The following is a 17,574-nucleotide window of genomic DNA, read 5'->3' on the forward strand; positions in this document are numbered from 1 at the left end:
CGCCCGCGGATCCTTTAGGGTCGCGGGCTCTGCCGCCCGGGGATCCCGCATGAGTACCTCCCGCTTCGTCGCCGCCTGCGTCCAGATGCGCTCGGGCCGCGACCCGGCCCGCAACCGCGACGCGGCGGTGGCGGGCGTGCGCGAGGCCGCGGAGCGCGGCGCGCATTTCGTGCAGACGCCCGAGATGACCTCGCTCCTCGAGCGCGACCGCCCGAGCCTGTTCGCCAAGATCACGGTGCCGGAGGAGGACCCGACGCTGGCGGGGCTGCGCGAGGCGGCGCGGTCGCACGGGGTGGTGATCCAGGTCGGCTCGCTCGCCGTGCGCAACGGCGACAAGGTCGCGAACCGGGCCTTCCTGATCGGGCCCGAGGGCGAGATCCTGGCCTCTTACGACAAGCTCCACCTCTACGACGTCGACCTGCCGAACGGGGAGAGCTGGCGGGAATCGGCGACCTACACGGGCGGGACCTGCGCGGTGGTGGCGGACCTGCCCTGGGCGCGGCTCGGCATCGCGATCTGCTACGATCTGCGCTTCCCCGCGCTCTACCGGGCGCTGGCCGAGGCCGGGGCCGAGATCCTGACCGCGCCCGCCGCCTTCACGCGTCAGACCGGCGAGGCGCATTGGCACGTGCTCCAGCGCGCGCGCGCCATCGAGACCGGCTCCTTCATGATCTCGGCCGCCCAGGGCGGGCGCCACGAGGACGGCCGCGAGACCTACGGCCATTCCCTGATCGTGGATCCCTGGGGCCGGATCCTGGCCGAGGCGGAGGGCGCCGAGCCGGGCGTGATCCTGGCCGAGATCGACCTCGCCCAGGTGGCGGAGGCCCGCGCGCGCATCCCGGCCCTGCGCCACGCCCGGCCCTTCACGATCGAGGCCGCGACCGCGCGCCGCGGCTGACGAACCCCGAATTCGCCTCAGAGCCGCCGGGAGGGCCGCGCGTCCCGCGCGTCGCCCCTCGCACGCGCGCCGCACCATCCCGATATCCCGAGCATGATCCGCTACGCCCTGTCCTGCGAGTCCGGCCACGCTTTCGAGAGCTGGTTCCCGTCGAGCGACTCCTACGACGATCAGGCGGGGCGCGGCCTCGTCGCCTGCCCGGTCTGCGGCAGCCCCAAGGTCGCCAAGCAGCTGATGGCCCCCGCCCTCGGCCGGCGCGGCAACAAGGGCGCCCCGCCGGTCCCCGCCGAGCCGGCCGCCGCGGCGGCCCCGGCCCCGGCCGCCCCGGCCGAGCCGGTGCGGCTGCTGGCGGAGCCCGAGATGCAGCTGCGCGCGATGATCCGGGCGCTCCACGAGCACGTCGCCCGCACCTCCGACCATGTCGGCCCCCGCTTCGCCGAGGAGGCGCGGCGGATGCATTACGGCGAGGCCGAGCAGCGGGCGATCCACGGGGAGGCGAGCCTCCAGGAGGCCCAGGCGCTCCTGGAGGAGGGGATCGCGGTCCAGCCCCTGCCGCTGCTCCCGGAGGAGCGGAACTGAGACGCCCTCCGCTTGATCAAAGCGGAGGGCGTCTCAGCAAGCCTGCGCGGCGAATGAGCGAAGCCGATTTCCGCATTGCGAAGCAATCAACGGGACATCGCATGAGGGGATCAGCGGCGCGCGGACCCCACCGCCGCCGCGCCCGCGAGGGCGGCGAGCGCGAGCGAGATCAGCGCGCTCCAGCCGGCGAGCGACACGCCGAGGAAGCGCCACGCCGCATCCGTGCAGCTCACGACCCGGATCGAGTCCAGGCTCTTGAGGAAGTCGTTGACGTCGGCCGGGCCCTTGCCGGAGCCGCCGCCGCAATCGCTCGGGCCCGGCCAGAAGCCCCACTCCGCCCCCGCGTGGTAGGCGCCGAGCCCGGCGCTCGCCAGGAACAGCAGCGCCAGGGCCGCCAGGATCCAGCGGCCAAGGCGCGGGGGCAGCAGTGCCGCCGCCGCCGCCAGCGGCAGGGCGAGGTAGTAGGGCTGGCGCTCCGTCAGGCAGAGCTTGCAGGGCACGTAGCCGAGGCCATGCTGGAAGATCAGCGCGCCCCCGACCGTGGCCGCCGCCCCGAGGAGCACGAGGAGGGCCGCCGGGCGCGGCGCCGTGAGCGTGATGGCCGTCATGCCGGGGGCCTCAGAACAGGTAGCGGAAGCCGACGAAGCCGATCACGCCCACCGCCACGACGCCGGCCGCGATCGCGTTGAGGTGGCGGTCGAGGGCGGTGCGGATGCCGACGCCGTAGCGGCTCACCAGCCCCGCCAGGATGAAGAACCGCGCCCCGCGGGTGATCAGCGACAGCAGCGTGAACCAGAACAGGTCGTAGCCGGCGAAGCCCGACGTGATCGTGACGAGCTTGTAGGGGATCGGCGTCAGGCCCTTCAGCAGGATGACCCAGTGACCGTAATGGGCGTAGCCCTCCCGGAACTTCTCGGCCCCCTGCGACAGCCCGTAGAGGCCGAACAGCCACTGGCCGAGGGAATCGTAGAGCAGCGCCCCGATCGCGTAGCCGGTGAGGCCGCCGATCACCGAGCTGAGCGTCGCCACGAGGGCGTAGAACCAAGCCCGGTCGGGCCGGCTCACCACCATCGGCACCAGCATCACGTCCGGCGGGATCGGGAAGAACGAGCTCTCCGCGAAGGAGACGGCGCCCAGCGCATAGGGCGCCGAGGGGCGCCCGGCGAGCGCGAGGATCCACTCGTAGAGGCGGCGGAGCATCGATCGGAGAACCTGGTCACGACACGGTCGCCGCCCTTTCAGCACAGGATTGCGGCGCTGGCGAGGGCGGAGGCGGAGGGGGGAAGCGGCCTCCGGGTCCGGGCGCCGCCCTCACGCCCCAAGGGCCGCATCCCGGTTCGACGTCGCCGCGGGGGAGGGCTGACGATCCCGCCGCAGACCATCACCGCCATCCATGCCCGCCGACACTCCACGCCGGGATCGAGGCCGCCCGGGGAGGTCGCGGACCCGCGACACCCTCGACCAGCCGCTCGCCCGGCGGCGCAGCGACACCGTCGGCGCCCTCGACACGGCCCGCGCCGCGTGACGGATTGACTTTTCCGACCCTCGCTGTACACACACGGCCTCCGCACGGACGGCGCCCTGCACCGCCCGGCCTTGGCGTTTGGTCTCAGGCCGCGCCGCGAATCCGTTCAACCCTCGACACCGCGACCGGCCGGCGCCGGCGCGCCGACGTGAGACCAGACCGATGAAGATCCGCAATTCGCTGAAGTCGCTGCGCGGCCGGCATCGCGACAACCAGCTCGTGCGCCGCAAGGGCCGCGTCTACGTCATCAACAAGACCCAGAAGCGGTACAAGGCCCGCCAGGGCTGAGGCTCCGCGGCCGGGCTCCCCCGGGAGCCCGCTGCGCCGGGTCCGAGGGATCCGTGCCCGGGTCCGCAGGACCCGCGGCAAGCCATCGCGTTGACCGGCCGGCACGGGCGCCGGAGCATGCGGCATGGTTCGCCCCGCTCTCGCGCCCTGCCTCCTCGGGCTCCTGCTCGCCGGCTCCGTCGGGACGCAGGCCCTGGCCCAATCCGCCTCCCCCGTGCGGGACGGCGCTCCGGCCAAGGAGGCGCCCCGGCCGCCGCCCACTCTCGACGACCTGTTCGGCCGGCTCAAGGTCGCCCGGGACGACGCGGAGGCGCGCGGCGTCGCGGCGCTGATCGAGCGCCGCCTCGACCGCTCCGGCAGCGCCACGGTCGACCTGCTGGCGAGCCGCGCCGGCGACGCCCTCAAGGACAAGGACGCCGCGCTCGCGGTCGAACTCCTCGACCGCGTCACGACCCTCGAGCCGGACTGGGCCGAGGGCTGGAGCCGCCGCGCCACGGCCTTCTACCTCCTCGACGACAAGGCGAGCGCGCTCGCCGACCTGCACCGGGCCCTGCAGCTGGAGCCGCGGCACTTCGAGGCCTGGGCGGCGCTCGCCCATCTGTACATGGCGGATGACGACAAGGCCCGGGCGCTGGCGGCGTTCCGCAAGGCCCAGGAGATCTATCCCCGCATGGGCAAGCTGCGCGAGACGATCGAGCGGCTCGCCCCCGACATCGACGGACGCGACCTGTGAGGCGTGTCCCGGCGCATGCGGCGCGGCCAGGAACGCCCCGATCATGACCGGCTGCCGGGCGGGCGGCGCGTGCTGACCTGGCTCGCGGGCGGGCTGCTCGGCCTCGTGGCGCTGCTCCTCGCGCTGGGGCTCGCGGCGACCTGGATCATCACCGCGCAGGTCGAGGCGCGCTACCCGCCGGCCGGCCGGCGCGTGAGCGTGCCGGGCGGGCAGCTCGCGGTGCTGGAGGCCGGGCCGGGGGAGGGCCGCCCGAGCCGCGGCACGGTGGTGCTTCTGCACGGAGCCTCCGCCAACGGCATGGATCCGATGCAGGCCTTCGGCCGGCGGCTCGCGGGCGACGGGTTCCGGGTCCTGGCCTTCGACCGGCCGGGCTTCGGCTGGAGCGACCGGATCGGCGGAAGCGCGGCGGCCTCCCCGGCCGTGCAGGCGGATCTGATCGCGCGGGCCCTCGACACCCTCGGGATCGGGCCAGCGACGATCGTGGGCCATTCCTGGTCGGGCGCGCTCGCGGCCCGTCTCGCCCTCGACCATCCCGAGCGGGTCTCCGGCCTCGTCCTGCTGGCGCCGGCCCTCTATCCCTGGCCGGGCGGCGCGGTGCCGGGCTACGCGGGCTGGTACCGCTCCGTGTTCGGCCGCGCCCTCCTGTGGCTCGCCACGCACACGGTCGCGGCGCCGCTCGGCCTCGCCTATCTCGACCGGTTCGCCGCCGCGGTGTTCCGCCCCGAGCCCCTGCCGGCGGACTACCTCGACGCGGCGCGGGTGCCCCTGGTGCTGCGCCCCGCGACCTTCGCGGCGAATCTCCAGGACCTCGACGGGCTCTACGGTTTCCTGGCCGAGCAGAGCCCGCGCTACGGGCGGATCGCGGTGCCGACCACGATCGTGGCGGGCGACGCGGACCCGGTCGTGCGCACGCCGGTTCATGCCGAGCCGATGGCGCGGGCGGTGCCGGGCGCGCGCCTCGTGGTGCTGCCGGGCGTCGGCCACATGCTGCACTACACGGCGACCGACGCGGTGGTGGCGGAGGTGGAGGCGGTGGCGGCGCGCCAGAGCGTCGGCTCGGAGTGAGGCGTCCGATGAAGGGTCGCCGGCCAACATTCCGCCGCTGCGGCATGGTTGTCTGGGGAGAATGTGAGGCACGTCTCCCCTCTCCCGAGTGGGAGAGGGGCCGGGGGATCGAAGATCCCGCGTGAGGGTGGCTCGGATTCAGCAAGTATCCTGAACGATGCCGCTGGCAGCTCGACCTTCGGAGTTCAACCCTGAGGCCGAGCCACCCTCACCCCTACCCCTCTCCCACCCGGGAGAGGGGATCCGGAGCGCGCTGGACTAATGTAGTTTGATGTTGAATGAGCGCTTTCTGGAGACCAAGGCCCGCCCCTCACGCCTTCGCGGCGTGCTCGCGGGTGACCTGCGCGATGCGGATCAGGTTCGTCGCGCCGGGCGTGCCGAAGGGCAGGCCCGCCACCACGATCACCCGGTCCCCCACCTTGGCGAAGCGCTCGCGCACCGCGAACTTGCAGGCCCGGAACGACATGTCGTCGATGTCGCTGGCGTCGTTGGTGACGATCGGGTGCGTGCCCCAGGCGAGCGCGAGGCGCCGCGCGGTCTCGCGCTTGGGCGTCAGCGCGATCACCGAGGCGTTCGGGCGCGCGCGGGCGAGGCGCAGGGCCGTCGAGCCGGAAGCGGTCCAGGCCATGATCGCGTCGAGGCCGAGCGTGTCGACGATCTGGTGGGCGGAGAGCGCGATCGCGTCCGAGGCGGTGGCCTCCGGCGGCGTGCGCTGGGCGGCGATGATCGACCAGTAGATCCCGTCGCGCTCCACCTGCTCGGCGATGCGGTTCATGGTGGCCACCGCCTCGACCGGGAAGCCGCCCGAGGCGCTCTCGGCCGAGAGCATCACGGCGTCGGCGCCCTCGTAGACGGCGGTCGCCACGTCCGAGACCTCGGCCCGGGTCGGCACCGGCGCGGCGATCATCGATTCGAGCATCTGGGTCGCCACCACCACGGGCTTGCCCAGGCGCCGCGCCCCGCGGGTGATGCGCTTCTGCACCCCGGGCACCTGCTCCAGCGGCATCTCGACGCCGAGATCGCCGCGGGCGACCATCAGGCCGTCGGAGACCTCCATGATCGCGTCGAGGCAGGCGAGCGCCTGCGGCTTCTCGATCTTGGCCATGACCAGGGCGCGGTTGCCCGCGATCGCCTTGACCTCGGCCACGTCCTCCGGGCGCTGGACGAAGGAGACGGCGATCCAGTCGACGCCGGCGGCGAGGCCGGCCTCCAGGTCGAGATGGTCCTTCTCGGTCATGGCGGCGACCGGGATCACGGTGTCGGGCAGCGAGACGCCCTTGCGGTTCGAGATCCGCCCGCCGACCAGCACCCGGGTGACGACCCGGCGCGGCCCGACCTCGACGACCTGCAGGCGCAGCTTGCCGTCGTCGATCAGCACCGCGTGGCCGGGCTCCAGGGAGGAGAGGATCTCCGGATGGGGCAGGTGGACCCGGGCGGAATCCCCCGGCGCCTCGTCCCCGTCGAGGACGAAGCCCTGGCCGTTCTCCAGGATCGCGGCGTCCCCAACGAACTTTCCGACCCGCAGCTTCGGCCCCTGCAGGTCGAGGAGGATCGCGATCGGCCGGCGCAGGCGCTGCTCGATCGAGCGGATCACCGCCACCCGCTCGGACAGCCGCTCCCGGGGCAGGTGGCTCATGTTGATGCGGAACACGTCGGCCCCGGCCTCGAACAGCTTCTCGATCACCTCCGGCTCCTCGGAGGCCGGGCCGAGGGTGGCGACGATCTTGGTGCGGCGGGCGCGTTTCATGGGCTGGTCCGGGGCGATGGGCGAAGGCCGGTCTCAAGGATCCCGCGCGGGGCGCAGCCCGGCGAACCGGCAAGCTCTTAGCAGGTCAGCGGGACGGGACTCCCCCCTTCCTTCCGGGGGGGCGATCGAGCGCTGGGCTCAACCGGCAGCAGAGACGGTCGCCCGCTCCAACTCACGCGCGACCCACTTGTTGAGGCTGAGACCCGCACGGCGGGCGGCCGACACGGCGGCCCGGTGCAGCCCGGGTTCGACACGGACCACGAATTGCCCGGAGTAAGGCTTTTCCGGCTCCTCACCGCGCTCGGCACAGAAAGCGAAGTAATCCTCGATGCTGTCCGCCAGGGCCTGTTTCAGTTCATCCACCGAACGACCCTGAAAAGTGATCACGTCACGCAGATCCTGAACTTCGCCGTGAAACAGCTCGGCCTCCTCGTCGAATTCGACGAGGGCCTCGTAGCCCTTGTCGTGCATCGTCGTCATGGTCGAACCTCGGTTCTCCCAGGCAGCTCCGGAGATCGGCCTCACGGACTCGCCGCCGGCCGCCCCGGATCGGTGAGCTGGATGGTCCAGCTCTTCTGCTCGCCGGTATCGACCTCGAAGAAGCCGTTGCGGTCGTAGCCGCGGGCGAGGCAGTCCTCGACGCCCCGGATGGTGAACTCGCGGTCGCGGGTGCACATCAGCGAGCGCCCGCTCCACTCGCCGCCGCGGTCGTAATCGACCGCGAAGACGTAGTAGTAGCGGGCGGCGAGCGACCCCTTCAGCAGGGTCTCGCAGGCCTTGGCGGTGAGGTTCCACCAACCCTCCGTGACCCAGCCGCCGGAATCCCGGTAGCCGAGGGCGACGCCGACGCGGCTGCCCGTGAGGTTGCACATGCGCAGGTCCGCGCGGGCGGGCGTCGCGCCGAGGAGGAGCCACAGGGCGAGCGCCGAAGCCCCCGCGCGTGTCGCCCTAACCCACCAGGATGATGCGGCAATCATTGACATTGGTGCGGGTCGGCCCAGGCCGGACAAGGTCGCCGATCCGGTCGAAGAAGGAGGTGGAATCGTTCTCCGACAGACTGACCCGCGGGTCCAGCCCCGCCGCCGCCGCACGGGCGAGCGTCGTCTCGTCGACGAGCGCCCCGGCCGGGTCGGTGGCCTCGCCGCGCCCGCCATCGGTGCCGTCGGTGTCGGCCGAGAGGCCGGCGATGCCCGGCGTCCCGTCGAGGGCGACCGCCAGCGCGAGCATGTATTCCTGGTTCGGCCCGCCCTGGCCCTCGCCGCGGATCGTCACGGTGAGTTCGCCGCCCGAGATCAGCGCGACCTTGCGGCCCTCCGCCGCCCTCTGCCGGGCGAGTGCCGCGTGCTCGGCGGCGACCTCCCGGGCCTCGCCCTCCAGGTCGGCCCCGAGCATCTCCGGCGCGTAGCCGGCCTCCGCCGCCGCCGCGGCGGCGGCCTTCAGGGCGTCGATCGGCCGGGCGATGATGCGGTACGCCGTGCGGGCGAAGAGCGGGTCGCCGGGCTTCGGGCTCTCGTTCTCCGGATCGTTCAGGAGCGCCTCGGCGGCGGGCGGCAGCGGGATGCCGCGCTTGGCGCAGATGGCGCGGGCCTCGGCGAGCGTCGAGGGGTCGGGCACGGTCGGCCCGGACGCGATCACGGCCGGGTCGTCCCGGGGCACGTCGGAGATCGCGAGCGTCAGAACCTGTCCGGCCCCGCGCGCGGCGAGCGCCAATCGCCCGCCCTTGATCCGCGACAGGTGCTTGCGCACGCAGTTGATCTCGTCGATGGGCGCGCCCGAGCGCAGCAGCGCCTTGGTGATCCCCTGCTTCTCCGCGAGGGTGAGGTCGCCGGCCGGCGCGATCCAGTTCGCCGAACCGCCCCCCGAGAGCAGCACCAGCACGAGGTCGTCGGGGCCGGCCGCGGCCGCGAGGTCGAGGCTGCGGCGGGTCGCATCGATGCCGGCCTGGTCGGGGACCGGGTGGCCCGCCTCGACCACCGCCACGAGGCCGGCGGGCTCGCCGTAGCCGTGACGCGCCACCGCCTGCCCGACGAGGCGGTCCGGGCCGAGCCCGTGCGCCTCGCGGTAGTGCCGCTCGGCCACGGCCGCCATGCTGGCGCCCGCCTTGCCGGCGCCGAGGATCACCAGCCGCCCGGCCGGCGGCGGCGGCAGTTCGGGCACGAGGCAGCCGCGGGGATGGGCCGCCGTCACGGCCGCGTCGAGGAGGCGCAGCAGCAGGGCGCGGCGCGCATCGGCGGGGGAGGGGGTGGCGGTCACGGGCCGGATCCTCGCGCGTGTCTTCGGGGGAAGTCGGGCTAGCGGCGCCGCGGGCGGGCGACCGCGATGCCGAACAGGATGAGGGCGCCGCCCAGTGCCTGGGGCAGGCTCAGCGCCTCGCCCAGCACGATCCAGCCGAGCGCCGCGGCGGCCACCGCCTCGAGGAAGATCACCAGGGACGAGAAGGCGGCGGGAAGGCGGCCGAGCGCCACCGAGAGCAGGCCCTGGCCGGCGGCGTGGCTCAGGAGCGCCAGGGCGACGAGGCCCGCGGCCGCCCCCGCGGATTGGGGCAGGACGGGCCGCGTCTCGACGGCGAGCACGACGCCGAGGAGCAGCACGGCCGTCACGCAGGAGGCCCCAAAGGTGACCCGGGCGGCGCCGATCCCCTGCCCGCGGGCGCGCTCGACGGTGAGGAAGTAGAGGCCGAAGAACAGGGCCGTCAGCACCCCGTCCCGGTCCCCGGCGAGGCGGGCGGGGTCGATCTGCAGGGACTGGCCGATCAGCGCCGCGCCCCCGGCGAGGCAGAGCGCGAGCCCCGCCAGGGTGGCGCGCGCGGGGCGGCGCCCGAGCCCGATCCAGGCGAACAGCACCACGAAGACCGGGGCGGTGGTGGCGAAGAAGGTGGCGTTGGCCACCGTGGTCTCGAGGATCGCCCGGTGCCAGAACACGAGGTCGCCCGTGAAGGCGAGGCCCGAGAGGAGCACGGCGGGGGCGAGGGCCGGGCGCCGCAGGTGCGGCCGGGCCGCCTCCTCGGCCCGCATCCAGCCGTAGAGGGCGGGGAGCGCCAGGGCGACGCGCCAGAAGGCGCTGGCGAAGGGGCCGACCTCCGGGCTCACCAGCCGCACCAGGATCGGCGACACGCCCATCGCCACCGCGCCGAGGAACAGGGCCGCGAAGGCGAGGCCCGCGCCTCCTTCCGCGGAGCGGGCTCCAGGGGACACCGCTCCCGGGCCAGCGGCCAGGTCGGGCTGGGGCGTGCGGGACAGGGGCCGGGACATGGACCAGGCGGCTCCGACGGCGGCGGATCGACCGGCAAGCACTATGGCAAGTCGCGGCCCGCGTCACCCTGGCGGTGGGCCGGGGCGCGGCGCGGGGCGCTCGGCTCTTTGGGGGGAGGGGCGGCCGGACGAGTCGCGTTCCCTCGCCTGCGGGTCGAGAACCCGCCCGCCCGGCCATGCGCACGGGGCTCGCGATCGCATCCGGATTGAGCACGCCTGTTTTAAGCGCCAGATCCATGTTCGCCGTCCGGACGATCTGCTTTCCAGCCATTCGATGCTGGGTTCTATCCTTACGTCATGGAAACTAGATTCCATACCGATTATGGATACGTCAATTCAATTGTACTATCCATAATAACATAGTTAATTGCCCCCTGGGTGGATCAGCCTCTTCCACACGAACCCGGAAGGAGGCGGCCATGGAATCAGGACATTTCCTCACCGGCGGGGGTCAGATGGCTCTCCGCATCCGAGAGCACGATTGGAGACCCTCGCCGCTCGGCGCGATCGAGGCGTGGCCGCTCGCCTTGCGGTACGCGCTCAGCAGCATGCTCAACTCGGCCTTTCCGACCTACCTCGCCTGGGGGCCCGACCTCATCAGCTTCTACAACGACGCGTACCGGCCCATCCTCGGCATCAAGTCCGAGGCGCTCGGGCGCCCCTTCCGCGAGGTCTGGGGCGAGGCATGGAGTCAGATCGGTCCGGTGACGGAGCGCGCGCTGCGCGGTGAGGCGAGTTACCTGGAGGATTACACCGTCACGGTCGATCGCAACGGGTTTCGGGAGGAGAGCCTCTGGACCTTCTCCTACTCGCCGGTCCGGGGCGAGAGCGGCAGCGTGCAGGGCGTGCTCTGTCACGTGTACGAGACCACCGGGCGGGTCCGCATGGAGGAGCACCTCCGCTCCGCCTTGCGGGAGATCGAGGCGCAGCGGGCGCGCTTCGACACCCTGATCGAGCATCTCCCCTTCGCGGCCGGGCTCTTCGGGGCTGACGGACGCGCCCTGCTCACCAACCCGCTCTGTCGACACTTCCTTCCCGGCGGCCGGCCCCCTTCCCTCGATCCGGACGCGCGGCCCGACTGGACCGGCTTCGACACGGACGGCCGGATGCTGAGCCCGCACGACTATCCCTTCGCGCGCTCGATGCGGGGCGAGGTCGTGCAGGACGTGAGCTTCCTGCACCGGTCCGGGCAGGGCCACGAGTCCTGGATGCGCGTCAGCGCCATTCCGGTGCGGGAGCGCGACGGCAACATTCGGCAGGCCATCATGGTGGTGAAGAACGTCGATCGGGAGATGCGCGCCGAGGCGGCCCTGCGCGAGAGCGAGGAGCGCTTCCGGCGCTTCGCCGAGCATTCGGCGAACGTGCTCTGGCTCGCCGACCTGGAGAGCGGGCGCGTCGACTACCTCAGCCCCGCCTTCGCGCAGGTCTGGGGCATGCCCGCCGAGCAGATGTCGGACGTCGCGAGCTGGCTTGCCAGCATCCATCCGGAGGATCGCGACGGGGCGGCACGGGCGCTGGAGCGGGTCGGCGGGGGCGAGACCTTGGTCCTGGAGTACCGGATCCTGCGCCCCTCCGACCGCGCGGTCCGCTGCATCCGCGACACCTTCTTCCCGATCCCCGGGACCGACGGCCACATCCAGTTCGTGGGCGGGATCGCGCAGGACGTCACCGCCGATACCGGCCTGCGCGCCTACGTGGTCGCGACCGGGGAGGACGCCCGGCACGGCCTCGCCGGCGTCCTGCAGACCGCCGGGTACGAGGTGCAGGCCTTCGCGAGCGGTCAGGCCCTCCTCACCATGGCCGGGTCCCTGATGCCGGGCTGCGTCGTGATCGACCTGGAGGAGGCCGACGGCCTGGTGGTCGCGAGCGCCCTGAAGGCGGCGCGCACGCACCTGCCGGTGGTGGCCATCGGCGCGAGCGGGAGCGACGTCGGGTTCGCGGTGCGCGCCATGAAGGCGGGGGCCGTCGATTTCCTCGAAACGCCCTGGAGCGCGGAGGCGCTGGTCTTCGCGGTCAGGTCGGCGCAGGCCGAGATCCGCGACATGGCGGAGCGGACGCGCGAGCACGACGAGTCCCACGACCGGATCGCGGCCCTGTCGGCGCGCGAGCGGGCGGTGCTGGAGGGTTTGCTCGCGGGCGGCACCAACAAGACCATCGCCCGCACGCTGGGCCTGAGCCCGCGCACCGTGGAGATCCACCGCGCCCGGGTCATGGAAGCGCTGGGCGCCCGCACCCTGCCCGAGGCGGTCCTGATCGCCACGGCGGCCGGCGTGCGCCCTGCCGGGCAGCCCGGCGGCTCGGCCGGAAGCGGGCCATAAAAGCCTCTAGGGACGCCCGGCCTGCAGGTACCCGGCCTCGAACTCCGCGAGGTCGCGCAACCGCCGCGGCGCGAGGATCCGCAGACGGTGCCCCCGCAGCGTGATCAGCCCGTCCCGCCGCAGGTCTTGCAGCACGCGGTTCACGTGCACGCTCGACAGGCCGAGCGTGTCGGCCAGATCCACCTGCGTCAGCGGCAGATCGAGGCCGCCGTCCGTGACCTGGCCGACCGCCCCCAGGCGCTCCATCAGCTCGCACAGGAGATGCGCCATGCGCTCCAGGCCCGAGCGCATGCCGAGATTGACCACCCACTCGCGCGCCGTCGCCTCCTCCACGAGCCGTGCGCGCTGCCGCGCGAGCGCGATGCCGGGATGCCGGCCGAGCAGGTCGAGGTAAGCCGCGCGCGGAACCTTGGCGATCTCGCAGGGCGTGAAGGTCTCGATCGCGTGGTCGAGCGGGGAGCCGTGGAGGGCGCTCCGGTCGCAGAGGTCGCCGGGCACCAGATAGGCGACGACCTGGCGCCGGCCGGACGCGCGGCGCTTCGAGCGGCCGGCGAAACCGGCGAAGACGATGAGCACGTGGTCGGACACGCCCTCCTGCTCCGCCAGGACGCGGTGCCGCTCGACCGGTCGGACGTAGCCGGCCAAGCCGTCGAGCGCCGCGCGATCCTGCGCCGTGAGCGCGGCGAGACCGGCGAGCCTGCGGGTGAGGGCGCAGGCGTGACCATCGGCTTCGGGCGCCGTCCCGGGCTGCCGCCGTCCTTGGACCGCTCCGGGCATCGGGGCCTGCGTCAGGGTGGTCGAGGCGAGTATCCCCATGAGGCGTCCTCCAGAATGGTGGCCCATTCTCCCGCGGCGCCGCGCGGGCGCATCCGGCCGGTCCCTTAGGACGTCTCCGATCCGTGTGCCTCGATGTCCTTGCGGCCGTAGGCCATCGCCGGGGCGAGCCGCGCGATGTGGGGAGACCATTGCGCGCGCTGCGCGAGGTAGGCCTGCGCGGCCGCCTCCCCCCGCGCGACCGCGATCCCCTCCGCGGCGAGCCGGGTGGCCGCCTTCTCCCACTGCGCGCGCCACCGCCGCCGCTCGTCGGGACCGGCCGCTCCCGCCTCCGCCGGGTCGCCCGGCAGGAACGCCGCTTCGAGCGTGACGACCACCATCTGGGCCACGCGCCAGAGCGCCTCGACGGCCGCGGCCTCCTTCAGCCAGGCCGCCTCCTCGTCCGCGAGCGTGCTGCGGATCAGCGAGACCGTGTCGAGCGCGAGATGGGCCTGCGCCGAGACCGAGTAGTAAGGCTGCCGAAAACGGAAGTAGAACAGTACCGGGTAGAAGTGATGGGCCTCCTTCATCGCCGTCATCGCGTTGGCGAGATTGATGAGGTGGCTGTAGCCGGCGCTGAACTGCCCGCGGGGCCCGAGCCGCGCCAGCAGCTCGCCCGCATCCGCGGTTCCACCCGAGAGGAGGTGGAACTGCAGCCCGAGCGCGTTGCGCTGCTGCAGGGCGCCGTAGACCTGCATGATGTAGGTCAGGACCAGCGAGGTCACCGACATGCCGATCAGCGAGTTCACGAGGTAGACGACGCGGTAGGCATCGCTCGTGGGCTTGAAGTCGCTGGCGCCGACGATCGCCATGCTGCTGCCCCCGGCGTAGAGCGCGGTGAGGAAGTCCGTGGGCGTGGGGCCGTTGCCCGCCTGCACGCCCGTGCCGAGACCGGGATGAAGGATGAGCCCGGCGCCGAGCGTCAGGCCGCCGGCCCAGAGCAGGACGTAGAGGACGAGGATGACCGGGCCGCAGAAGGACAGCACCGTTCCGCGTCGCGCGCCGGCCGCCTCGGCCGCGCGGCGGAAGGCGATCCAGGCGAGATGTGCGGCGCGCTCGGCGATCAGGCCGGTGCCGATGCGGGCGTAGAGGACGGTGAGGAACACGTCGAGGAGGGCGAGCCCCATCACGAGGGCGCCTGACGCGCGTTCGAGGACGGACACCATGATCTGCCTGTCGCGAGGCCCCGTGCGCCGCAGGCGCACTCTGGTCGCGAACCGGCCGCTGCCAGGCCCCGTTCCGCGGAGACTTCCCTAGGACGGTCCCGGTCGGGGCGGCGCCGGCGGCCGAGCGTCCGGGGTCGGCCGTGGGGCGGCGGCTGGCGGCCGGCCGGGCTCGACGTCCTCGCGATAGAGCAGGTCGACGGCGGTCCAGAAGGCGGTCCTCATCTCCGGGCACCGCCGGCCGAGCACCCCCTCGATCGTCGCGGCGGCTTCGCGCGCGCAGTCCTCTGCCTCGGCATCCGACAGAACATCGGCCATGGCGGTCCTCCCGATCGGCGGACGGCCGCGCCGCCCTCGCGGACGCGACGGTGACGGAGCACGCGGGGAGGAGGATCCGGGCATCCCCGTAGGGCCCATGCCGGTCCGGCCCGCCGGCGGGCCAAATCCTTTCCGGACCTGGAGAATCGGCCCGCAACGGACCTTTCCTAGGGATTTGTCCGCAGGAACAGGGCACCGCTCCGCCCGGTTCGGCTCGCTGCGGTCCCGACCACCATCCCGCGGGGGCTCACGCCTGAGGCGGCCGGGACGCCGGCCGTCCGGCTCCAAAACCGCCCCCGCACCTCAACCGACGGGAGAAGAAGGTCATGCGAGCCCTGGTTTGGCACGGGAAGGAAGACATCCGTTGTGACACCGTCACCGATCCGGAGATCGAGGACGGTCGCGACGTCATCGTCAAAGTCACGAGTTGCGCGATCTGCGGCTCGGACCTGCATCTGTTCCACAATTTCATTCCCGCCATGTTGCCGGGCGACGTCATGGGCCACGAGACCATGGGCGAAGTCGTCGAGACCGGACGCGGGCTGAATGGCAAGCTGAAGAAGGGCGACCGGGTCGTGGTGCCCTTCACCATCGTCTGCGGCGAGTGCGACCAGTGCAAGCGCGGCTACTTCTCCGTCTGTCAGAGGAGCAACCGCAAGAAGCACCTCGCCGACAAGGTCTTCGGCCACAGCACCGCGGGCCTGTTCGGCTACACGCATCTCACCGGCGGCTATCCGGGCGGCCAGGCCGAGTACCTGCGGGTGCCCTTCGCCGACGCGACCGTCCAGAAGGTGCCCGACGGCATTCCCGACGAGAAGCTGCTGTTCCTGTCGGACATCTTCCCGACCGGCTGGCAGGCGGCCGTGCAGGCCGACATCCAGCCCACCGACACCGTGGCGATCTGGGGCTGCGGGCCGGTCGGCCAGATGACGATCCGCTCGGCCATCCTCCTGGGCGCCGAGCAGGTCGTCGCCATCGACCACCTGCCGGAGCGGCTGGAGATGGCCCAGGCGGCGGGCGCCATCACCATCAATTTCGACGACGAGAGCGTGGTCGAGCGGCTGAACGAGCTCACCGGCGGCGAAGGCCCCGAGAAGTGCATCGATTGCATCGGCATGGAGAGCCACGTCACGCCGTCGATGCCGGATACGGTCTACGACCGCGCCAAGCAGATCTTCCTGGCCGAGAGCGATCGGCCGCACGTGCTGCGTGAGATGATCTACGTGTGCCGACCCGGGGGTCTGATCTCGATCCCGGGTGTCTACGGGGGCTTGGCCGACAAGATCCCGATGGGTGCGGCGATGAACAAGGGCCTGACCTTCCGCATGGGGCAGACCCACGTCCAGCGCTGGACCGCCGATCTCCTGCGCCGGATCGAGGAGGAGCAGATCGATCCCTCCTTCGTCATCACGCACGAGGTCCCGCTCGACCAAGGACCCCAGATGTACCGGATGTTCCGGGACAAGCAGGACAGCTGCATCAAGGTCGTTCTCAAACCCTGACAGGACGAGGGAGAGATCATGACGAACATCTCAAGCATCGCCGGCCTCTCGAACATCGCGCGGTCCGAGGGCGATCCGAAGGTCCTTCGCACCGGGCCGAGTTCCCGCGGCGTGCCGGACAGCGTCGCCCAGGGGCTCGGCTGGTTCAGCCTCGCCCTGGGTCTCACCGAGCTCCTGGCGCCCCAGCGCATCACGCAGGCGCTCGGGATGGAGGGCAAGGAGGCCCTGGTGCGGGCCTACGGGGCCCGCGAGATCGGCAGCGGCATCCTCTCGCTGTCGGTGGACAAGAAGCTCGGGCTCTGGAGCCGCGTCGCCGGCGACGGCCTCGACATCGCGACCGTGATGACGGCGCTTCGGCCGGGCAACCCGAAGCGGGACAACGTCGTGGTCGCCCTGGCCCTGTTGCTCGGCATCACGGCCGTCGACCTGATCGACGCCCAGGCCACCACGGTGCGCCACGGCCGCGATGCGGGACGCAAGCGGTCCTACCGGGATCGCAGCGGCTTCCCGCGCGGCGTCACGGCGTCCCGCGGCGCGGCGCGGGACTTCAAGACCCCGCCCGACCTGCGGCACGCCCCGGCCCTCGCCGCGGTCTCGCCGCGCGCCTCCGCGGGGTGAGGCCGTCCCGACCCGCTGAGGGGTTCGGGCTGCCCGCGCGGCCCGAAGCCTCGCCCGCGCGACGGTCGACGTCGCGCGGGCCGGCTCCGATGGACCGGCCGATCGGGCCTGCCTCCGATCAGGCGGGCAGCAGGCCGCTCGCGCGGTAGCCCGCCACGATGTCGTCGTAGACGGCGATGTCCGCGCGCGACCGCGCCATCACCTGTGCGCCGCCGATCGCCGCGAAGATGGCCCGGGCTCTGCGCGCGATCGCGGCAGGTTCCGCGGCAGCGTCCGCGGCGCGCAGGACCGTCGCCAGCCACGCGACGTGGACGTCCGCGAAGGCGCGGACCTCGGCCCGGACCGCGTCCGGGAGATCCTCGTGCTCGGTCGCCATGAAGCCGCACAGGCACATCCGGTTCCCGTCCTCCAGCGCCCTGCGGAACAGGCCGGGATAGCGGGCGAGACAGGCCAGCGGGTCCCCGCTCTCCGCCCACAGCGCGTCCAGCCGGGCCTTCGAATCCTCCCGGTAGCGCCGCGCCACCGCCGCGCCGAGGGCGGCCTTGGTCGGAAAGTGATAGTGGATGCTGGCGCTCTTGACCCCGACCTCCGCCGCGAGGTCGCGGAAGTTCAGCCCGGTGTAGCCGTGGGCCTGCGCCGCCGCCCGCGCCGCGGCGAGGATCGCCTCTCGTCTGTCCGTCATCCCGTGCCTCCGGCCCGACCGCCCGGTCGAGCGACATTGACGACGCTCCGCGACAGCGCAATCTATCAACTGGT

At 72.7% G+C, this 17,574-nt stretch carries 18 protein-coding genes; 8 read left to right on the forward strand and 10 right to left on the reverse strand.

The genetic code is table 11. The features are described from left to right. Positions 1-49: 49 nt before the first annotated feature. Positions 50-898, forward strand: a complete 849-nt coding sequence (locus ACW9J6_RS14330; protein WP_457117150.1) for a carbon-nitrogen hydrolase family protein — start codon at positions 50-52, stop codon at positions 896-898. A gap of 93 nt (positions 899-991) precedes the next feature. Then, positions 992-1,477: a DUF1178 family protein gene (locus ACW9J6_RS14335; protein ID WP_457117151.1), complete on the forward strand. Its 486-nt coding sequence runs from the start codon at positions 992-994 to the stop codon at positions 1,475-1,477. A 110-nt stretch (positions 1,478-1,587) separates the two neighbouring features. On the opposite strand, the gene ACW9J6_RS14340 is transcribed toward ACW9J6_RS14335, so the two are convergent. Next, the gene (locus tag ACW9J6_RS14340) at positions 1,588-2,085 is read right to left on the reverse strand and encodes a disulfide bond formation protein B (RefSeq protein WP_457117152.1); all 498 of its coding nucleotides are present in this window, start codon (positions 2,083-2,085) and stop codon (positions 1,588-1,590) included. A 10-nt stretch (positions 2,086-2,095) separates the two neighbouring features. Further along, on the reverse strand, positions 2,096-2,677 hold the full coding sequence (locus ACW9J6_RS14345) for a YqaA family protein (RefSeq protein WP_457117153.1): 582 nt from the start codon (positions 2,675-2,677) through the stop codon (positions 2,096-2,098). Positions 2,678-3,164: 487 nt separating this feature from the next. Here ACW9J6_RS14345 and ykgO point away from each other — a divergent pair, with 487 nt between their 5' ends. From ykgO to ACW9J6_RS14360, 3 genes are all read left to right on the forward strand, one after another. Then, positions 3,165-3,290 (forward strand): type B 50S ribosomal protein L36, encoded by a 126-nt coding sequence (ykgO, locus tag ACW9J6_RS14350; RefSeq protein ID WP_012334921.1) that lies wholly within the window; start codon positions 3,165-3,167, stop codon positions 3,288-3,290. Between the two features lie 124 nt (positions 3,291-3,414). Continuing rightward, the gene (locus ACW9J6_RS14355; RefSeq protein WP_457117154.1) at positions 3,415-4,023 is read left to right on the forward strand and encodes a tetratricopeptide repeat protein; all 609 of its coding nucleotides are present in this window, start codon (positions 3,415-3,417) and stop codon (positions 4,021-4,023) included. Positions 4,024-4,038: 15 nt separating this feature from the next. After that, a complete protein-coding gene (locus ACW9J6_RS14360) occupies positions 4,039-5,088 on the forward strand; it encodes an alpha/beta fold hydrolase (protein ID WP_457117202.1) in 1,050 nt (349 codons plus the stop codon). A gap of 310 nt (positions 5,089-5,398) precedes the next feature. Here ACW9J6_RS14360 and pyk read toward each other — a convergent pair whose 3' ends face one another. The 5 genes from pyk to ACW9J6_RS14385 all read right to left on the reverse strand — a co-directional run bounded on the left by pyk (position 5,399) and on the right by ACW9J6_RS14385 (position 10,086). After that, the gene (pyk, locus tag ACW9J6_RS14365) at positions 5,399-6,835 is read right to left on the reverse strand and encodes a pyruvate kinase (protein ID WP_457117155.1); all 1,437 of its coding nucleotides are present in this window, start codon (positions 6,833-6,835) and stop codon (positions 5,399-5,401) included. A 138-nt stretch (positions 6,836-6,973) separates the two neighbouring features. Beyond that, positions 6,974-7,315 carry a type II toxin-antitoxin system HicB family antitoxin gene (locus ACW9J6_RS14370; protein WP_457117156.1) on the reverse strand — a complete coding sequence of 114 codons (342 nt, stop codon included), beginning with the start codon at positions 7,313-7,315 and terminating at the stop codon, positions 6,974-6,976. Between the two features lie 41 nt (positions 7,316-7,356). Next, a complete protein-coding gene (locus ACW9J6_RS14375) occupies positions 7,357-7,818 on the reverse strand; it encodes a DUF1036 domain-containing protein (RefSeq protein ID WP_457117157.1) in 462 nt (153 codons plus the stop codon). Beyond that, a complete protein-coding gene (locus ACW9J6_RS14380) occupies positions 7,784-9,088 on the reverse strand; it encodes a glycerate kinase type-2 family protein (protein ID WP_457117158.1) in 1,305 nt (434 codons plus the stop codon). Before ACW9J6_RS14380 ends, ACW9J6_RS14375 begins: the two co-directional genes overlap by 35 nt. Positions 9,089-9,126: 38 nt before the next feature. After that, on the reverse strand, positions 9,127-10,086 hold the full coding sequence (locus ACW9J6_RS14385; RefSeq protein WP_457117159.1) for a DMT family transporter: 960 nt from the start codon (positions 10,084-10,086) through the stop codon (positions 9,127-9,129). Between the two features lie 419 nt (positions 10,087-10,505). Here ACW9J6_RS14385 and ACW9J6_RS14390 point away from each other — a divergent pair, with 419 nt between their 5' ends. Then, on the forward strand, positions 10,506-12,404 hold the full coding sequence (locus ACW9J6_RS14390) for a PAS domain S-box protein (RefSeq protein ID WP_457117160.1): 1,899 nt from the start codon (positions 10,506-10,508) through the stop codon (positions 12,402-12,404). A 6-nt stretch (positions 12,405-12,410) separates the two neighbouring features. Here the strand turns inward: ACW9J6_RS14390 and ACW9J6_RS14395 are convergent, their stop codons facing one another. Both ACW9J6_RS14395 and ACW9J6_RS14400 read right to left on the reverse strand, forming a co-directional pair. Continuing rightward, complete coding sequence (locus tag ACW9J6_RS14395; RefSeq protein WP_457117161.1) at positions 12,411-13,220, reverse strand: Crp/Fnr family transcriptional regulator; 810 nt, start codon at positions 13,218-13,220, stop codon at positions 12,411-12,413. A 65-nt stretch (positions 13,221-13,285) separates the two neighbouring features. Continuing rightward, positions 13,286-14,383, reverse strand: a complete 1,098-nt coding sequence (locus ACW9J6_RS14400; RefSeq protein WP_457117162.1) for a two pore domain potassium channel family protein — start codon at positions 14,381-14,383, stop codon at positions 13,286-13,288. 641 nt (positions 14,384-15,024) lie between these two features. Here ACW9J6_RS14400 and ACW9J6_RS14405 point away from each other — a divergent pair. Continuing rightward, entirely contained in the window at positions 15,025-16,200 is a 1,176-nt protein-coding gene (locus tag ACW9J6_RS14405; RefSeq protein ID WP_457117163.1) for a zinc-dependent alcohol dehydrogenase, read from the forward strand. Between the two features lie 18 nt (positions 16,201-16,218). Continuing rightward, positions 16,219-16,818: a hypothetical protein gene (locus ACW9J6_RS14410; protein ID WP_457117164.1), complete on the forward strand. Its 600-nt coding sequence runs from the start codon at positions 16,219-16,221 to the stop codon at positions 16,816-16,818. Between the two features lie 118 nt (positions 16,819-16,936). Here the strand turns inward: ACW9J6_RS14410 and ACW9J6_RS14415 are convergent, their stop codons facing one another. Beyond that, a complete protein-coding gene (locus ACW9J6_RS14415; RefSeq protein WP_457117165.1) occupies positions 16,937-17,500 on the reverse strand; it encodes a TetR/AcrR family transcriptional regulator in 564 nt (187 codons plus the stop codon). Between the last annotated feature and the right edge of the window lie 74 nt (positions 17,501-17,574).

The organism is Methylobacterium sp. JK268, from assembly GCF_054052225.1.